The organism is Bacillus sp. UNC438CL73TsuS30 (genome assembly GCF_000482325.1).
GTDB lineage: Bacteria > Bacillota > Bacilli > Bacillales > Cytobacillaceae > Neobacillus.
Genome location: NZ_AXVA01000010.1, coordinates 20,320 through 36,200 on the forward strand (window position 1 = coordinate 20,320; position 15,881 = coordinate 36,200).

The following is a 15,881-nucleotide window of genomic DNA, read 5'->3' on the forward strand; positions in this document are numbered from 1 at the left end:
AGAAAGGCACGCTGCATATAAGTCAGCGTGCCTTTGTTGTTCCTAGGCCGTGCATAATAAATTGGATAATTCGTTCCGTCTCGACTTCATCATCCCACTCAGCATGGGGGAAAAGTAAATATTGAGCCATCAATGAGCCGAAAATGGTGGTAATGGCAAGCCTAGCAGCACTTTCCGATGGCATTTCAATCATTTGCCCCTTGGCTTGGTAGTGTTGAATGACATTAACGAACCGGTCAAACGTTTTTTTCGCAACATGCTCGAAAAATTGCTCCCTTAATTCCGGCTGAAAGGGAATTTCCTGAAGCATGATTTTTAAAATCGAGATATGCTTTTTTAAAAATTCACGGCGGTTCTCCATCATGGCTCTGATAAAATCCTCTACTTGGTCAAACTCACGGTCTAAAACCTTATTTAAATCATTGATGATGAAGGGGCCAATCAATTTTGCCATCATCGGGGCGACGATGGACATGAGCAGGTCCTTTTTTGTTTTATAATGGCGGAAGATGGTGCCCTCGGCAACACCCGCCTTTTTAGCAATTTCATTTGTCGAAGTACCGGCATAGCCTTTTTCCGAAAAAGATTCAATTGCAGCGATGAGAATCTTCTTTTGCTTATCGGTTAGTTCATCTTCTTCTGCAAACAGCTGCTGGATTAACTCTTCTTCCTCTGACATAGTAGACTCCCTTCGGATTTATAGACTGTTATATTTTTCGATATTTTTTCAAGGCAAATACATTCAAGACAATAAAGACAAGGGCGAATCCGAGTAAGACGAAGAGGTCGCCGCTAATGTTCCTAAGTCCTTCCCCTCGATACATTACGCCCTGCAAAGCATCGCCGCCATAGTACATGGGCATGCACTTGGCAATGACCTGCAGCCAGTCTGCCATCCCCTCAACCGGAAAAATACCGGCAAAAAAGATTTGCGGAACAATGACAATCGGGATAAATTGCATCATCTGGAATTCAGAATTGGCAAAGGCGGATAATAAAATCCCAAGCGACAAGGCGACCAGCGCCAATGTTAAATTAATGAGAATTACATTCCAAATGGAGCCAACCAACATGATATCTAAAACTTTAACGGCAAAAAAGACAACAATGACCGTTTGAATGACGGCAAAGATTCCGTATCCGAGTAAATAGCCAAATACGATATCTCTTCTATGAATCGGGGTGGCCATTAGCCGGTCCAATGTCCCGGTGGTTCTTTCCTTTAACAGGGCAATCCCGGAAATCAGAAAGACGAAAAAGAAGACAAAGAAGCCGACAAAGATCGCTCCGAGTTTATCAAAAAAGGTCGCATCCATACTGCCATATACATAATCAGTATGGATAGCCGGGGCCTTCGCCGAATCTAGTTTGATTGGCACACCCGGAAGCTTACTTTGGACAGTCTTGATAAATGTTTTCAGTTTTTCGGCCTGTTTTTTTGCATTTTCAGCAGCGATGGATTGCTGAATTTTTATTTGCAGCGGTTTTGCCGCAGAAGGGTCATCATTTTTAAGAGTGAGATTGAACTCTTCATCCTTCAGCTGCAGCAGGGCATCTAAATCATCGTCGATGACTGTATCCTTTGGGTTATTCACGTGATCATATTGTTTGACAATAAGATCCTTACTTTTTAATTGTTTTACAAAGGAAGCGTCTGCGCCTGTTATACCGACCAGGGGCTTTACCGTGTTTCCATTAAATAAATAATGGAGGAGGGTCATGATTAATAAAGGGGCCACCATCATTAATGCCAGTGCCCGCTTGTCACGAAGCATCTGCCGGAAAATCCGTTTTACGAGGGCTGTTACTCTCATGATTTTTTACCCCCTGCCTTTAAAAATACTTCTTCTAAACTGGTAATCCCGTATTGTTCCTTCAATTCCTTCGGCGAGCCGCTGGTAAGGATTTCTCCGTCACGGACCATGGCCAGATGGTCGCATTTTTCGGCTTCATCCATGACATGGGTTGTGACTAAAATGGTCTTTCCGGCGTCCTTTAAACGGTAAAGTTCAGACCAAATGGACAAGCGCAATTCCGGGTCAATTCCAACGGTTGGTTCATCCAAAATCAGGACATCTGGGTCTTGAATCAAGGCCACGGCAAGTGAAAGGCGGCGTTTCATTCCCCCTGAATACTTATTGACCTTCTTTTTTAAATCTGCGGTAAGATTGACTAGATCGGCTGCATAGGAAATCCGCTTTTTTTGTTCTCGCTTTTTTACTTTAAAAAGAGCAGCAAAAAAGGCTAGGTTTTCTTCACCAGTCAGGTCGTTATAGAGGGCATCCGCTTGAGCCATATAACCGATTCTCTGCAAGAGTGTGAGACTCGGAACCGGAGTGCCCAATACACGGATATTTCCTTGTGTAGGGCTGTCCATGCCAACAATCATCTTTACTAAAGTGGTTTTTCCCGATCCGGAAGGGCCAATTAAGCCGTATATTTGGCCGGGTTCAATGGTTAAGCTTACATCGTTTAAGACTTGTTTTTTTCCAAAGCTTTTGCTGACGTCATTCACAACAATTGAGGCTGTCATTTGTACTCCTCCTTTTAGAAGTGAGTAATCACTCATTTATAGAATATGCTCTTTCTATAAAAATGTAAAGTGAGTAATCACTCACAAATTTGGAGGAAAATCGACAAATGTGAAAAACGAAAAGGTGTGTTCATAATTTCACAAAGGTGCCAGGCACCATGTGAAAGAGGTAACAAGGTAAAAGGCATCATGCGGACATGATGCCTTGGAATCCTATAAGATGACAATTTTTAGTGAGTTAACCTGGGAAACGAGGAGGTCTTCGTATTTTTGCTGGGCCTCGTAGTAAACTTCTTGGTCACCGGCTTTGGGGTTATCCTTTTTCGCCTGAGCAATTAAGTCCTTCTGCACTTGCTGGATGAGGACGATTGATTGATATTGCTTGCGCTCCTTGGTCCAAAATTTCTCCTCGCCATACCCTTTGATTAACCTTTTAACAGATGTGTATTGGCTGTATTGATTTCGAACCTTTTGGATTTCCTGCTCTACGTTGGCAGGGTCAACTTTATGGCCCTTTTCTTCAGCCAGCATCGCCATTGAACGCAGGCGAATGATTTGGGTTAAAAGCTGGTTCTTATCATCAAGCATTTTTTCCTGGGATTTTAGGTAGGTAAGCTCCTCCTCTAATTGCTTGCCTCTATATTGTTTCTTTGCTGACTCACGATTAATCTCGAGTTGAAGCTGGTTTATAAATCGGTAAAAAGCTAAATCGTCATTTGTAATCCATTTACCATTAATGGAGGCAATACCCTGCGGCTTCTTCACATTGAGGTTGATGATCTTCTCGGTTTTCTCGCCGCCTTTTTCTAACGTAAACGCGGCTTCATATTTCCCGGGCATTGCCAGCTGAATATTTCCGGCATAAGTACCTGCTTTACCCTCTGTCAGTTTTGCTTTATGGCTGCCATGGTCCATATTGGCCATCGAAAATTCAACTGTTACTTTTAGTCCTTTAACTGTCTTTTTGTTTTCCAAAACTTTAATTTCAAATGGCATCGCTTTGTCCTTTTGGAAATAAAGCGGTTTTGTCATATCAATCTTATAATTAGGGCCGGAACTGCAGCCCGTCAGCAGTGCAGCCAGTAAAGCCAAAGCGAGCATGATCCGCTTTATCATGATCCCATTCCTCCTAAGTTTTGTGTTTGTAAAAGTCCTTAACCGTGTATTTTTCTATTTTTCCATTATTTAAATAAGCAACATGGGTGCAAATCTGTTTGATTTCATCCAGGTGGTGCGAGGAGAGCAGGATGGTTTTATCATGAAGCGATTTCAGCACCTCTAAAATTTCCTTTCTTCCCATCGGGTCAATCCCGCTTGTTGGCTCATCAAGGATGAGCAGGCTGGAATCCTGATATAGCGTGACTGCTAGTCCCAAACGTTGGAGCATCCCTTTTGAATATTGTTTCACCTGGATATCGCGGTCATCCCACAGACTTACCGACCGCAGAACCTCCTCGATTCGTATCGTATCAGCTTTTCCAGAAACGGCTTCGGCAAAAAATCTCATGTTTTCCAATCCGGTCAACATCGGATAAAGCATGAATTTTTCCGGAAGATAAGCAATCGCTTTTTTCCATTCGTTATTTTTCTTGGATACTTCCATTCCATTTATTTTAATCGAGCCCTGTTTAACCGGGAGCAGACTTAGCAAACTGTTGATTAACGTTGATTTTCCTGCACCGTTTCGTCCGACAAGGGCACAGACTTCCCGCTCATGGATTTCAAGAGCAACGGAATCCAGGACAATTTTTTTCCCGAAGGATTGTTTTAAATTCGTAACAGAAATCATTCATAACCCTCCTTGCGATGGAAAATAACCGCCGCTAATGATGATACAGCAAGCCAGAATACGAGATTTCCAAACAGGAAAAATCCTGGCTTCGTCCACATGAAGGCCTGCAGTAGTCTTGACATATGCCCAAAGGAATATACCCCTGTTCCCGTTTCGATAAACATCCTTATCGCTTGTAAAGGATTTAAAAAGTAGACAGCCGAAAAGAGTTTTACATTTTCATGGGTGACGTCTGGAAGAAACGATAAAAGAATAAAATCATGCAAGAAGAAAAAGTAAAACCAGATAAAGATCGTATAGCCGATAATTTGCATTCTTGAGCGGCTAAAGCTGCCAATCGCTGCCCCCATTTGCAGAAAGACGAGTGCCATGCAAATAATGGCTAATATAAAAATAAAATACCCCTTAAAATCTAGCTGAAAATTAAATTTCAATAAAAGTAAGTAGATGAAAAACCAGGCTAGCAAGGGAGCAAGAACGACCCCGTAAATTCCGAGGCTTTTTTTCATCAAAAAGCTTGCGTATTGTTCCTTTTTTGTCAGCAGCATGATGAGTGTTTTTTGTTCTTTTTCCTGAAAGATTGAAAAGGCGCCGATAAACAAGCAGAGAATCGGAATAAAGTAAATAATCGTATCAAACAGGTTGATGATTAAAACATAAAAGCCATTATCGTAGGAAAGGGCAGTGGAACGATACAAAATGCTGATTGAAATCAGTACAATAATACTAAGCGCGAGCCAGAGCCCTTTTCCTCTTATATTTTCCTTCCATTCCTTCCAAATGTAATGCATAGTCGTTTTCTCCCCTTTATAAGCAGCCATAAAACAAGTAAAGAAAAGGCGCTCAACCAAACCTTTGTGTGGCTGCCTTTTGCACTCCCAACCAATGGGTGTGAATCACGAAACATCAATGCTTCCCTTGACAGCGCGGCATTTAATTTTTCATAGATTTTAATCGCCGGGCTTTTTAAAAATAAATTCGTTAATTCCTGGTCCTCAATCAGTTGGTGGAGGGAAGAATGATAGGTTACCGGAAAGTCGCCAATTCCGTCCCGATTTAAATCGGTAACTGGAAAAGCTGAACCCCAGTCGTTTCCCTTGCCATCCATGCTCCAGGAATTGTTTTCCCCCGTACCGCCAAGGGTAACAGCGGGAATAGTGTTATCCGTAATTCGGTTTAAGGTAAAGGTCTGATCATTGGAACTGGCCCAAAGCTCAATCCCGATTTGATTTTGGATAATGCGGTTGTGCCGAAATACATTTCGTGTTGCTTGATCTATATATAAACCCCGTTGGTTCATGTAAAAGGTATTATTTTCAATTTTATTATCATTTGCTTGAAGCAGCATCAAGCCAAACGATTGATTTCCATAGTTTACGATAAATTGGTTTCCATCCAATGTGAGTTGGTTTGAATTCATAACAGCAGCGCCGCCCTGATTCATCGTGAAAATATTATTTTTAAAAACATTTTTGTCAGAATACATGTAATGCAATCCGTAGCGGGTATGGCTGATTTTATTGGCAATGCTTCGATTTTTGTGCGCATAATCAAAGAACATCCCGTCACGCGTGCCTTCGATGGTGTTTCCAATCAGCAGGTTATCATGTGCGTAAAAAACATGGAGCCCATTGCCCTGGGCGGCAATTTCGCCCTTGCCCATTCCTTTAATATGATTATCTCGAATGGTATTATAGTGGGCCTTGCTTAAATAAATACCGTGAAAGGAACGGCGGATGGTAATGTGCTCGACAAGATTATGATTACTGTAAATCTTAATGGCTGCGTATTCCTCCGCAGAATTGCGGTTCATGCTGCTATCTGTCACGGTTAGATGGCTTAGCGAAACACGCGGTGCCTTGATGGAAATAACATTTCCGCTTCCGTCTCCCTTGATCACGGTGTGCTTTCTGCCAATCAATGTAAGGGGCTTATCGATGACGATATTGCCTTCATAGGTTTGATTCTCAAGCTTTAGCACCGCTCCCTCTTTCGAGGAGTCGATCAAGGCTTGCAAGCTTTCGGCTGCCATATTTTTCTCAGGTTTAATTAGAAAAAAAAGAGAAAAAACGAAAAGAAAGAGCGTCAATTTTTTCATTTTCTTTTTCGATCCTTCCATAGCGGAATGAGTAATAACACAAAGGCTGCTAATAAGAAATAAGTACCCGGTCCAAGCAGGCTGTGGGTAATAAAGTTTGCTACCTGGTTTTTCCCAATAATCGGTGGTACGAATGGAGCAATTTTAATCGGTGCATGCGGGCTTAAGTTGGTCCCGAAATCATGCAGTGCATTATGAAGGTCGAGGACGCCAAGAATGCCGCCAATCACAATGACACCAATCAATATATAAAGAACAATTTTTTTTCTTAGGATCGCGGTTAAAAGGGTGATGGCCGCTAGCCCCCATACAAGATAGGAGAGATAGGAAAGCTCAGGGAAGTTTTTTTCACTGAAGTTTCTCATTCCAATATAGTGGTTCAACCCATTCACAATATCAAGTTGTCCGTCAAGCTTGTTCGGATAAACGATAATGTTTAATCCTTCTGGATATTGTGGAGCCCAAAACACCATCTTCCACCATGGAAAAAAGATGGAGCAAACAAATAATACGGCGGCTAAGGCAATCAATAATGAAGACATGATGGATAGTTTATTACCTGTACTATCATTCAAGTTAACCACTCCTTTTATAGGGTTATTATTAGGAAATGGATGAGGGTATCAATCGGAAAATTGATACCCATCACCAACTTTTTATTTTTTAGGCTTAACAAGGAAATAGCCATTCATTTCCTGATGAAGCGCAGAGCAGAAGTTTGTGCAATAAAGCGGGAAAGTACCGGCTTTATCAGCGGTAAACTCTAACGTATTTGTTTCACCAGGCTGAACTTCCATGTTTAAGTTATAGTCATTGATGGCAAAGCCGTGGGTAATGTCTTCATCCATATCAATATTGGTTAAGTGAATAAATACATGATCTCCTTCATTTACCTCAATCGTGTCAGGACGTTTTGCTTTCGCGTCAAAGATAAATCTTGAGCGGAGTGCAACACCGTAGACATGGACCTCATTGCCATCACGAACAATTCTTGTATCCGACTTTTTATAAACCGCATCTGAATTCTTTGTATCCTTTGTATATACATTAATAGACTTAATTTTGTCAGCCTTAATCATCTGTGCATAGTGCGGTTCAGGGTTAACCGGAACGGTATCGACTACATTCATCTTGCCGCTGATATCAATTAACTGCATCGTTTCAGGGTGAGAAGGTCCCACAGATAGGAAGTTATCCTTTGCCAATTTGTTTAATGCGACAAGCCATTTTCCATCAGGTGCAACGGTGTCACCTTCAGCCGCAACAGAGTGTCCTGGTGAATACTGGACTGGTACGCGGTCTAATGTTTCACCCGTCTTAGGATTCCATTTTACGATTTCAGAAGAGATAAACATGGTTGTATAGGCCATACCCTTATTATCAAACTGAGTATGAAGCGGTCCAAGTGCATTTTCTGGGTTCACTTCACGTTCCATAACTGATTTATAGTTTAGAATAGGAATGCCGTTTCTTTCACCAGAGAAATCCTTGTTTTCAACTGCCTTAAATGCCTTTTCAAATGAGAAGACCGTCATCGCAGGTGCTAGTTTTCCAGACGCAATGAAATATTTTCCGTCCGGAGTTACATCCACACCGTGCGGCGACTTAGCAACAGGAATTAAATAGATTCCGCCTTTTTGTTTTTCCGGGAAAATCATCTTTTGCCCATTCACATCTGTGTATTTGCCTTCCTTGACCATTTTCGCAAGCTCTTTCCAGTTAAAAAGAACAATATAGTCGCGGTCTGCTTGGGACGCGTTTATTTCCATTGTGGTTGTTGATTCTTCTGTATTGTAAGTAGTCAACACGGCCCAATCTTTAGAGATCTTCTTACCGGCATCGGAAAGGTCATAAGACCATGGCGGAAGGGCAACCTGATAAGCAATATTTAGCTTTTCTTTGTTTTGGTCAAAGGTGACAGCTGACATTACGCCACGATATTTTGAATGATAATCATCAAGAGATTCATATTTTTGCCCCAGCGGAACAGCAAAACGAGTTGGTAAAAACATGTACTCGGTATTTTCCGTTACGAAGGCGGCACAGTGCGGACCCGCTGTATTTGGAACTTTAATAATGTCCCTTGTTGTCCACGTTTTTAAATCAACTGCAGCTGCACGACTGTTTCCTACATCGGTTGCAAATAGGAATTTACCATCGTAGTCGCCATTTGTTTCCGAAAGGGCTGGGTGGTGGAGGTCACCCCATGTATATCCTCCGAGCATTTTCTTTGTTCTACTGTCAAATCCATAACCTGTTGCCGGATCAGGCGAGAAAACCGGAATCGTTCGAATTTCCCGCATCGATGGAACACCATATACAAACAGTTGTCCAGAGTGACCGCCGGAATCAATCAGGTAATAATCATCTTTTTGCCCAAATGGGACATACACCTTTTCTGCATTGCTCTTTGTGCTGCTATTAGCCGCTTCCGTTGTTTTTGGACTTGATGAAAGGTCGGCGAAGGAAATGGTAGCTGCCACAAAGCCGGCAACAAGGCCGGAAGCAATTGGAATCCATTTTTTCATTTGGTTGCACCACCTTTTTTATTTAGCTTCTGAAGCTTTTTTTAGAATATCAAGAACTTGTTTTCGTTCTGCGTCTGTTAAAGGATTTTTGCCAATAACGCCTGACATCACGGCTGAGTCTGGTTTGGTTAAGAATTGTTCAATCGGCATGCCGTGTTTATCTTTAACTTCGACGAAGGCATGGGATAGGTCCGGACCTACTTGGCCGCCTTTGAGGTTTAATGCTTCAACAGAGTGACAGCCTAAGCAGCCTCTTTTTGATAGAATGTTGTCCTGGTCCACTGATGTTGTCGTTGCCGCTGTCTCTTTTGATTGTGAACCCTGATCCTTAGTGGTTGATTTTGTGTTTGTATCTGATTGCGCCGCTACTTGAGGCTGTGATCCGGAATCCCCCATCATCACATCAAACACTAAGTAACCAAGGCCAAATCCTATGACAAGACTAATAACGAAGCTAATGATTGCCTTATTCACTTTTTTCCCTCCTTTTATTTCTAATCAACAGTTATATCCTATTCTGAGAGGGCTTCCAAAAATGTGATGTTTCTCACATCTATATTAGGGTGTGTGAACGTTCTGTGAAACGGCCCGTCAGGCGTTGTATTGACGGGGTTTCTGAAAAATGAACGTTTTGTGAAACCATTAGTGAAACTTGTCACTTCTTTTAAAAAGGAAATTTTATAAAATGGGGGGAAGAATGGTTTCTAAGTTTTCAAACATGAAAAGGTGGTGGAAAAAATGGATGGAAATGAATGTGTAAATGATCCACACTTAGTTGTCTTAAGGACCACAAAAACGGAGGATTTTTTACGGAAAATTGATATTTTTAAAGAATTATCGACAAGCTCACTGAAGCTGGTCGAGAAACGGGTTCAAACCTTTTCGTTTAAAAAAGGGGAAAGGATCATGTCGGAAGATGATGTTGCACGGGGAGTTTATTTTGTTTATTCCGGTACTGTGAAGCTAACGAAGCAGGATGAAAATGGAAACGAAATCATTGTCTGCATCAAGCAAAAAGGGGATATGTTTGCGGAGGCGTGCTTATTTACGCAAAGAACACAATGCTATCCGGCAACGGCATCGATGCTTGAGGATGGGAAGATTCTCTTTTTGGATAAAAATGAGTTAGAAAGGGATTTGTACGACTATCCGGAGCTTTCAATCCAGATGATTCGTTATATGAGTGATTCGTTGCGGGAGATGACCGTTCAATTGCGTGATGTGGCCTTGCTCGATGTTTACGCAAAAACAGTTAAGACCTTAGAGCGCTTGGGGAAAAAGTTTAATACTGGTCAGAATCGCTGGGATATTGAAATTCCGTTAACCGTTCAGGAGTTTGCCACGGTTGTCGGGACATCAAGGGAAAGTGTCAGTCGTGTATTTTCAAAATTAAAGAAACAAGAAATGATTGATATGAAATCTAGGAAAATCGTGATCCTTGACTGGTGCCGGTTCTGTACTTTGCTGCATTCGGATTTATAGAGTGTGTCGGCTGCTTCGCAGATAAAAAGGTGTTTCTCGCAGATAAAAACAGCGTTTTCGCAGATAAATTAGTCTAGAACGCGGATAAATGTTCATTTTTCGCAGATAAAATTTGAGTCCATTAAAAAAGCTGCCCCAAATTGCTGGGGCAGTTTCTATTTTGTGAATTTATAAGTCCAAAATCGTTCATTGTTAATCCATGCCATAACTTGCGGGTCTTGATTTTTGAGTTTTTCGGTCATATCGCCTAGCATTTGCTCGGTTTGTGAGCGGTGCGCGCGCATGGCGGCAAGTTTTTTATCGGCAACTGCGGAAATATTATTAATAATATCGGCTTCGCCAAGCTCTTCTAAGCAATTATTGGAAAAAGCTACGCAGTGTAATTTTGGCCGTTCCGCGGCAGGGATCTTTTCGACAGCCCGTACGACGGCCGCACCGGTGGCCTCATGGTCGGGATGAACGGAATAGCCCGGATAGAACGTGATAATGAGCGATGGGTTCAACTCATCAATTAACAACGAAATAACATTTGTCAGCTTTTCTTCATCCTCGAATTCAACGGTTTTATCACGGAAGCCAAGCATCCGTAAATCCTGGATGCCAAGGGCGTTTGCTGCGTTTTTCAGCTCTTCTTTTCTGATTTTTGGCAGGTTTTCTCTGTTTGTGAAAAGGGGATTCCCCATGTTACGTCCCATTTCCCCTAATGTTAAACAAGCATAAGTGACAGGGGTTCCATTTTCGACATGGGTGGCAATGGTGCCGGATACCCCAAATGCTTCGTCATCCGGATGCGGAAAAACGACTAAGACTTGACGCTCTTTTTCCATTACGGTGTTCTCCTTTCTTTATTCAAATGGAGTCGTGCTGAGCTCGAGGGCAACGGCAAGTTTTCCTTTGCTGTCGTGGCCGGCAAGCAACAGGCGGTTTTGTTCATCGATTTCAAAATGGGTGAGCCCTTCTGCATAGACCCAGCCAAGGTTGATTTTTAAGCCAATCCGATATGGGCCGCTTCCAGTGATTTTTCCTAGTTCATATTGAACAAGGGCATTGCGGATATAGGCACCAGCTGAAAAAAAGGATTGATCAAAGTGTGAGGCATAGGCACCATTTGTGGTTTCTAGGTGAAGATAGACATCTTTATGGGCATAGTGGTTGATTGCTTCCTGGACTTTGGCTACATCAATTGTTTCCATAACCTGTGGCTCCTTTCCCGATATTAAATGTATGATTTCTACTTTTCTATTGTAATTAATAATGTAACTATCATACTAAAATCAGTTAAAAAAAGCGAAGGGAACGCTTAAAAAAGTGGTGTGGGCTGAGTAAGGGTGTCAATGGTTGTAGGAAGTGCTGCGATTGTTGTTAAACGTGTTGGAATTGTCTAAGAAATCTTTTCCTACTGTTAAATAGGTAACATGTGTATTAAAATGGGTAAAACAAATACTTATGGGGTGCACTATGAAGGCGGCATCAATTATTTTATCCGGCGGTAAATCAAGCCGGATGGGTACCAATAAAGCCCTTTTAAAAATAAATGAAAAAACCAACATCGAGCGGTTGGTGGAAGAACTGAAGGGGTTTTTTTCAGAAATCATTCTTGTGACCAATCATCCTGATGAATATCGGTTTTTAGGAGTGAAAATGGTCTCCGACCGATTTCCCGGGCTGGGACCGTTAGCCGGTCTTCATGCCGGGCTGCAAGAATCGACACAGGAAGTGAACGTGGCCGTGGCGTGCGATATGCCGTTTGTTTCTGGCGAACTTGCTGAAAAAATTGCAGCAAAACTTGGCAGCTTTGATGCAGCCATCCCTGTCATTGACGGAAAGAAACAACCATTATTCGCTGCCTATCGCAGATGTATTTTACCAGTGGTAGAGGCAAGTCTTGAAAAAAGAAACCTCCGGATGACACAGCTTTTTGACGACCTACAGGTTCTATATTTAACCGAAGAGGACCTTCCGGGATACAGCAAACCGAGACTTGAGCGTACTTTTTTCAATATGAACTACCCGGAGGAATACGAAAAAGCAAAGAAATGGGCAGATGGAGATAACTGACAATTAAGATTATTTGCCGAGGCTGGTCTAAAGCAATATAATAACGATAAAATGCCGTGCAAAAGAGGTGATAAATTGAACTATGAAATTTCGAAGGAGCCGATTCAAATTCAGGCGGTGATCGATAAGGTGATCCAGCGTGAGGCCGGGGCGATTACCACTTTTATCGGTACAGTCCGTGAATTAACAAAAGGCAAGAAAACCTTGTTTCTTATATATGAGGCCTATGAGGCGATGGCCGTGAAAAAATTAGAACAGATTGGACAAGAGATTGAACAGCGCTGGGAAGGCTCAAAGGTAGCCATCACGCACCGCGTTGGCAAGCTGGATATTACCGATGTTGCGGTCGTCATTGCCGTTTCAACGCCGCACCGTGCTGACGCCTATGAGGCGAACCGCTATGCCATTGAACGAATTAAAGAGATCGTTCCTATTTGGAAAAAGGAACATTGGGAAGATGGAGAAAAGTGGATGGGAAATCAACTTGAAACCGTTGAATACCCGTCCGGAAAACCGGAGGAGGAAGACTTACATGAATAAGGTGCTGTTTTTTGCTCATTTACGTGATGTAGTGGGGGAAGAATCATTAGCATTAAACGCGGCTGGTAAAACGGTCTCCGATTTGAAAATTGAACTGACCGCAATCTACAATTTGCCGAAAATGGAAACCGTGATGACGGCAATAAATGAAGAATTTGCCTCAAATGATGAGGTCATCAGCGAAGGTGACGTTATTGCCTTTATCCCACCCGTTAGTGGCGGTTGATTTCTAGGAAGGTGTTTACAAATGAGTGATCGTTATTCGCGGCAGATTCTCTTTCCAGGAATCGGACAAGATGGTCAGGAGAAGATTCGCCGTAAGCATGTGCTAATGATTGGCGCCGGAGCGCTTGGCTCCGGGAATGCCGAAATCTTGGTGCGGGCTGGTGTCGGGAAACTGACCATCATCGACCGTGATTATGTTGAGTCCAGTAATCTTCAGCGGCAGCAGCTCTATACTGAGGAGGATGTTGCGGAAAAGCTTCCGAAGGCGGCGGCGGCCGAAAGGCGCTTAAGAGCGGTTAACTCGGATGTTGAAATTGTCTCTGTAATTGGCGAGGCAACCGCCGAATGGCTCGAAGAAACAGCCCGTGAGGTCGACCTTATCATCGATGCTACGGATAATTTTGAAATCCGCATGATTATCAATGATATTTCGCAAAAGTACAAGGTTCCATGGATTTATGGGGCCTGCGTTGGCAGTTTCGGGATGAGTTTTTCGATTCTTCCTGGAAAAACGCCTTGTTTAAATTGCCTGCTGCGTACGATTCCACTCCAGGGGATGACGTGTGATACAGGCGGAATTATTTCACCAGCTGTGCAGATGGTGATTGCCCATCAAATGGCGGAGGCATTAAAGATCCTTGTCGAGGATTGGGAAGCTGTTAGATCCTCGTTTGTCAGCTTTGATTTGTGGCGGAATCAATACACCAGCATGAAAATGTCCAAGGCGAAATTTGCCGGTTGCTTGTCCTGTGGTGAGAGTCCGACCTTTCCTTATTTGGATCAGGAAAATACCACGAAAACGACCGTGCTTTGCGGCAGGGATACGGTACAAATCCGTCCAGCAAGTCATAGGGAGCTTTCGCTAGAAAAATTGGCGGATCAGCTTCGTTCATTGGGATATACAGTAAAAGGGAATCCTTATTTGTTATCGGTTGAAATGGGGGAAGAGCGCATGGTGGTCTTTAAAGACGGCCGTGCCCTCATTCATGGAACAAAGGATTTGATACACGCTAAATCCATCTATCAGCGGATTTTGGGATAAGAAAGGGAGACTGAACAATACAGTCTCTTTTTTATAGGATGCCAGAATCTGACATGTTTCACGTGGAACATTAGGGATTTTGTCGTAAGATGTTAGGAAATGAGAGGTGTAAGGATTTTTGGATATTTCTGTTCAAAAGTTATTAGCGAAAATGGAAGACGAGTTGCAGTCTGCCAAGCGAAGCACCAAGGGTGAAAGCTTGCGGGAACGGGTTTACTCTATTAAAATATTATGCGAACTCATCCTCGAAGAAAAAGCGGAAATGCCGGTGCAGGCAGCTGTATCTAATCCTCCTGTTGTTCAACAGCCAATGGTGGTGCAGCCTACTTTTCAGCAGCCTATGTTTCAACAGCCGGCCGCAATTAATCAGCCAAAGAAACTGGATATGGGTGAAGATGCGAACGGAGATTCACTGTTTGACTTTTAGGTGTTTGGCGTTCAATTAAAGAAAAGAGGGAAATCAAATGAAGGCTTTCATTATCGTAGGGGCAATTAATGCCTTTTTGGCCGTAGCGCTGGGGGCTTTTGGGGCTCACGGACTGAAGGATAAGCTAGATGCGCATTATTTAGAAATTTGGAAAACGGGCGTTACCTATCAAATGTTCCATGCAATTGGAATTTTGGTTGTCGGTCTTCTGCTTGCAAAGGTGGCGGACAGTTCATTATTTACTTGGTCTGGCTGGTTGATGCTGATCGGCATCATTTTCTTCAGTGGCAGCTTGTATGTGTTAAGTGTAACGAAGATTGGTATTTTAGGGGCGATTACACCGATTGGCGGCGTTTGTTTTTTGGCAGCGTGGATTCTAGTAATAATCGGGGCGGTAAAACATTTATAAGAAACGGACATTGGGGGAGTACTCCAATGTCTTTTTTTTGTGGAGATAGCCAATACAAGCGATATGCTCGTATGAAAACTGTGCTGGCGACCTATTTTTAAAAAAATAAAACACCAATTGAGGAACAATTGGTGTTGTTTAAGTTTATCTCGGCGGGTAGGTGCCTAGGTTCGGCCCACTTCCGAATGGATATTCATATTCAATTTCCTCACTGAAGGTAATGTAGTCAACGGCTACCATTGGGATAAGGAAACGGGTGCCTGATTGTGGATCGCTAAGGATCACATGGTCCCGTCCTGCGGCCTCAATGATGCCCTTAAAGCTTTTTGCGTTCCACTGACTGTTTCCTTCAAAGGTAGCAAATACGGTAACAAGTTTACCTTTGTTTAAGCGTAAAATGTTTTCGATGTAGGATTGCTCAATCGGCAATTGGCCAGGCAGGCTTGTTCCTGGTCCACCAGGTGTGGGTGTTAATCCACCTCCAGTGCCAGCTGGCGGAAATGAGGTTACGCCAGGCTGCGGGAAGAACGCTTGCTGCTGCGGCTGTGCTCCCGGTTGTCCTGCTGCTCCTGTATAGGGCTGAAACCCTTGTGGATAGTATTGACTCATCTTTTTCCCCTCCTAAATATGAATAAACTCTAGGCTCAACATTCTATGCATACTCCACCCACCCCCATTTGGTTCCAGTGGGGCAAGTGCAATTTTTATTGTCACCTCTCTTTACGAGATGGATAGAGTTTTTCTTAG

At 42.8% G+C, this 15,881-nt stretch carries 20 protein-coding genes; 7 read left to right on the forward strand and 13 right to left on the reverse strand.

The features are described from left to right. Window positions 1–22 precede the first annotated feature (22 nt). From M028_RS0103150 to M028_RS0103195, 10 genes are all read right to left on the reverse strand, one after another. Entirely contained in the window at window positions 23–679 is a 657-nt protein-coding gene (locus tag M028_RS0103150) for a TetR/AcrR family transcriptional regulator (protein ID WP_026572610.1), read from the reverse strand. A gap of 28 nt (window positions 680–707) precedes the next feature. Next, the gene (locus M028_RS0103155; RefSeq protein WP_026572611.1) at window positions 708–1,814 is read right to left on the reverse strand and encodes an ABC transporter permease; all 1,107 of its coding nucleotides are present in this window, start codon (window positions 1,812–1,814) and stop codon (window positions 708–710) included. Beyond that, window positions 1,811–2,533 carry an ABC transporter ATP-binding protein gene (locus M028_RS0103160; protein ID WP_026572612.1) on the reverse strand — a complete coding sequence of 241 codons (723 nt, stop codon included), beginning with the start codon at window positions 2,531–2,533 and terminating at the stop codon, window positions 1,811–1,813. The genes M028_RS0103155 and M028_RS0103160 overlap by 4 nt, the downstream gene beginning before the upstream one ends. Before the next feature lie 213 nt (window positions 2,534–2,746). Next, on the reverse strand, window positions 2,747–3,649 hold the full coding sequence (locus M028_RS0103165) for a FixH family protein (RefSeq protein ID WP_026572613.1): 903 nt from the start codon (window positions 3,647–3,649) through the stop codon (window positions 2,747–2,749). A 13-nt stretch (window positions 3,650–3,662) separates the two neighbouring features. Continuing rightward, the gene (locus tag M028_RS0103170) at window positions 3,663–4,322 is read right to left on the reverse strand and encodes an ABC transporter ATP-binding protein (RefSeq protein WP_026572614.1); all 660 of its coding nucleotides are present in this window, start codon (window positions 4,320–4,322) and stop codon (window positions 3,663–3,665) included. Beyond that, on the reverse strand, window positions 4,319–5,116 hold the full coding sequence (locus M028_RS0103175; protein ID WP_026572615.1) for an ABC transporter permease: 798 nt from the start codon (window positions 5,114–5,116) through the stop codon (window positions 4,319–4,321). The genes M028_RS0103170 and M028_RS0103175 overlap by 4 nt, the downstream gene beginning before the upstream one ends. Then, window positions 5,080–6,423, reverse strand: coding sequence for a nitrous oxide reductase family maturation protein NosD (gene nosD / locus M028_RS29320; protein ID WP_051590908.1), 1,344 nt, complete (start codon window positions 6,421–6,423; stop codon window positions 5,080–5,082). The genes M028_RS0103175 and nosD overlap by 37 nt, the downstream gene beginning before the upstream one ends. Further along, entirely contained in the window at window positions 6,420–6,998 is a 579-nt protein-coding gene (locus M028_RS0103185) for a hypothetical protein (RefSeq protein ID WP_331280300.1), read from the reverse strand. The genes nosD and M028_RS0103185 overlap by 4 nt, the downstream gene beginning before the upstream one ends. Before the next feature lie 81 nt (window positions 6,999–7,079). Next, window positions 7,080–8,951: a Sec-dependent nitrous-oxide reductase gene (nosZ, locus tag M028_RS0103190; protein ID WP_026572617.1), complete on the reverse strand. Its 1,872-nt coding sequence runs from the start codon at window positions 8,949–8,951 to the stop codon at window positions 7,080–7,082. Window positions 8,952–8,969: 18 nt separating this feature from the next. Continuing rightward, a complete protein-coding gene (locus M028_RS0103195) occupies window positions 8,970–9,425 on the reverse strand; it encodes a hypothetical protein (protein ID WP_026572618.1) in 456 nt (151 codons plus the stop codon). 264 nt (window positions 9,426–9,689) lie between these two features. Between M028_RS0103195 and M028_RS0103200 the strand changes: the two genes are divergently transcribed. Then, window positions 9,690–10,433 carry a Crp/Fnr family transcriptional regulator gene (locus M028_RS0103200; protein ID WP_051590909.1) on the forward strand — a complete coding sequence of 248 codons (744 nt, stop codon included), beginning with the start codon at window positions 9,690–9,692 and terminating at the stop codon, window positions 10,431–10,433. 155 nt (window positions 10,434–10,588) lie between these two features. Here M028_RS0103200 and bshB2 read toward each other — a convergent pair whose 3' ends face one another. Both bshB2 and M028_RS0103210 read right to left on the reverse strand, forming a co-directional pair. Beyond that, complete coding sequence (gene bshB2 / locus M028_RS0103205) at window positions 10,589–11,260, reverse strand: bacillithiol biosynthesis deacetylase BshB2 (RefSeq protein ID WP_026572620.1); 672 nt, start codon at window positions 11,258–11,260, stop codon at window positions 10,589–10,591. Window positions 11,261–11,278: 18 nt separating this feature from the next. Then, window positions 11,279–11,626 (reverse strand): YojF family protein, encoded by a 348-nt coding sequence (locus tag M028_RS0103210; protein ID WP_026572621.1) that lies wholly within the window; start codon window positions 11,624–11,626, stop codon window positions 11,279–11,281. Window positions 11,627–11,891: 265 nt separating this feature from the next. Between M028_RS0103210 and mobA the strand changes: the two genes are divergently transcribed. From mobA to M028_RS0103240, 6 genes are all read left to right on the forward strand, one after another. Beyond that, complete coding sequence (gene mobA, locus M028_RS0103215; RefSeq protein ID WP_026572622.1) at window positions 11,892–12,491, forward strand: molybdenum cofactor guanylyltransferase; 600 nt, start codon at window positions 11,892–11,894, stop codon at window positions 12,489–12,491. Between the two features lie 75 nt (window positions 12,492–12,566). Further along, window positions 12,567–13,031, forward strand: coding sequence for a molybdenum cofactor biosynthesis protein MoaE (locus tag M028_RS0103220; protein ID WP_026572623.1), 465 nt, complete (start codon window positions 12,567–12,569; stop codon window positions 13,029–13,031). After that, a complete protein-coding gene (moaD, locus tag M028_RS0103225; protein WP_026572624.1) occupies window positions 13,024–13,257 on the forward strand; it encodes a molybdopterin converting factor subunit 1 in 234 nt (77 codons plus the stop codon). The genes M028_RS0103220 and moaD overlap by 8 nt, the downstream gene beginning before the upstream one ends. 21 nt (window positions 13,258–13,278) lie before the next feature. After that, a complete protein-coding gene (locus tag M028_RS0103230) occupies window positions 13,279–14,298 on the forward strand; it encodes a MoeB/ThiF family adenylyltransferase (protein ID WP_026572625.1) in 1,020 nt (339 codons plus the stop codon). Window positions 14,299–14,416: 118 nt separating this feature from the next. Further along, window positions 14,417–14,725: a YwdI family protein gene (locus tag M028_RS0103235; protein WP_026572626.1), complete on the forward strand. Its 309-nt coding sequence runs from the start codon at window positions 14,417–14,419 to the stop codon at window positions 14,723–14,725. 37 nt (window positions 14,726–14,762) lie between these two features. Next, window positions 14,763–15,134, forward strand: coding sequence for a DUF423 domain-containing protein (locus tag M028_RS0103240; protein WP_026572627.1), 372 nt, complete (start codon window positions 14,763–14,765; stop codon window positions 15,132–15,134). Between the two features lie 144 nt (window positions 15,135–15,278). On the opposite strand, the gene gerQ is transcribed toward M028_RS0103240, so the two are convergent. After that, window positions 15,279–15,743, reverse strand: coding sequence for a spore coat protein GerQ (gene gerQ, locus M028_RS0103245; protein WP_026572628.1), 465 nt, complete (start codon window positions 15,741–15,743; stop codon window positions 15,279–15,281). Window positions 15,744–15,881 lie beyond the last annotated feature (138 nt).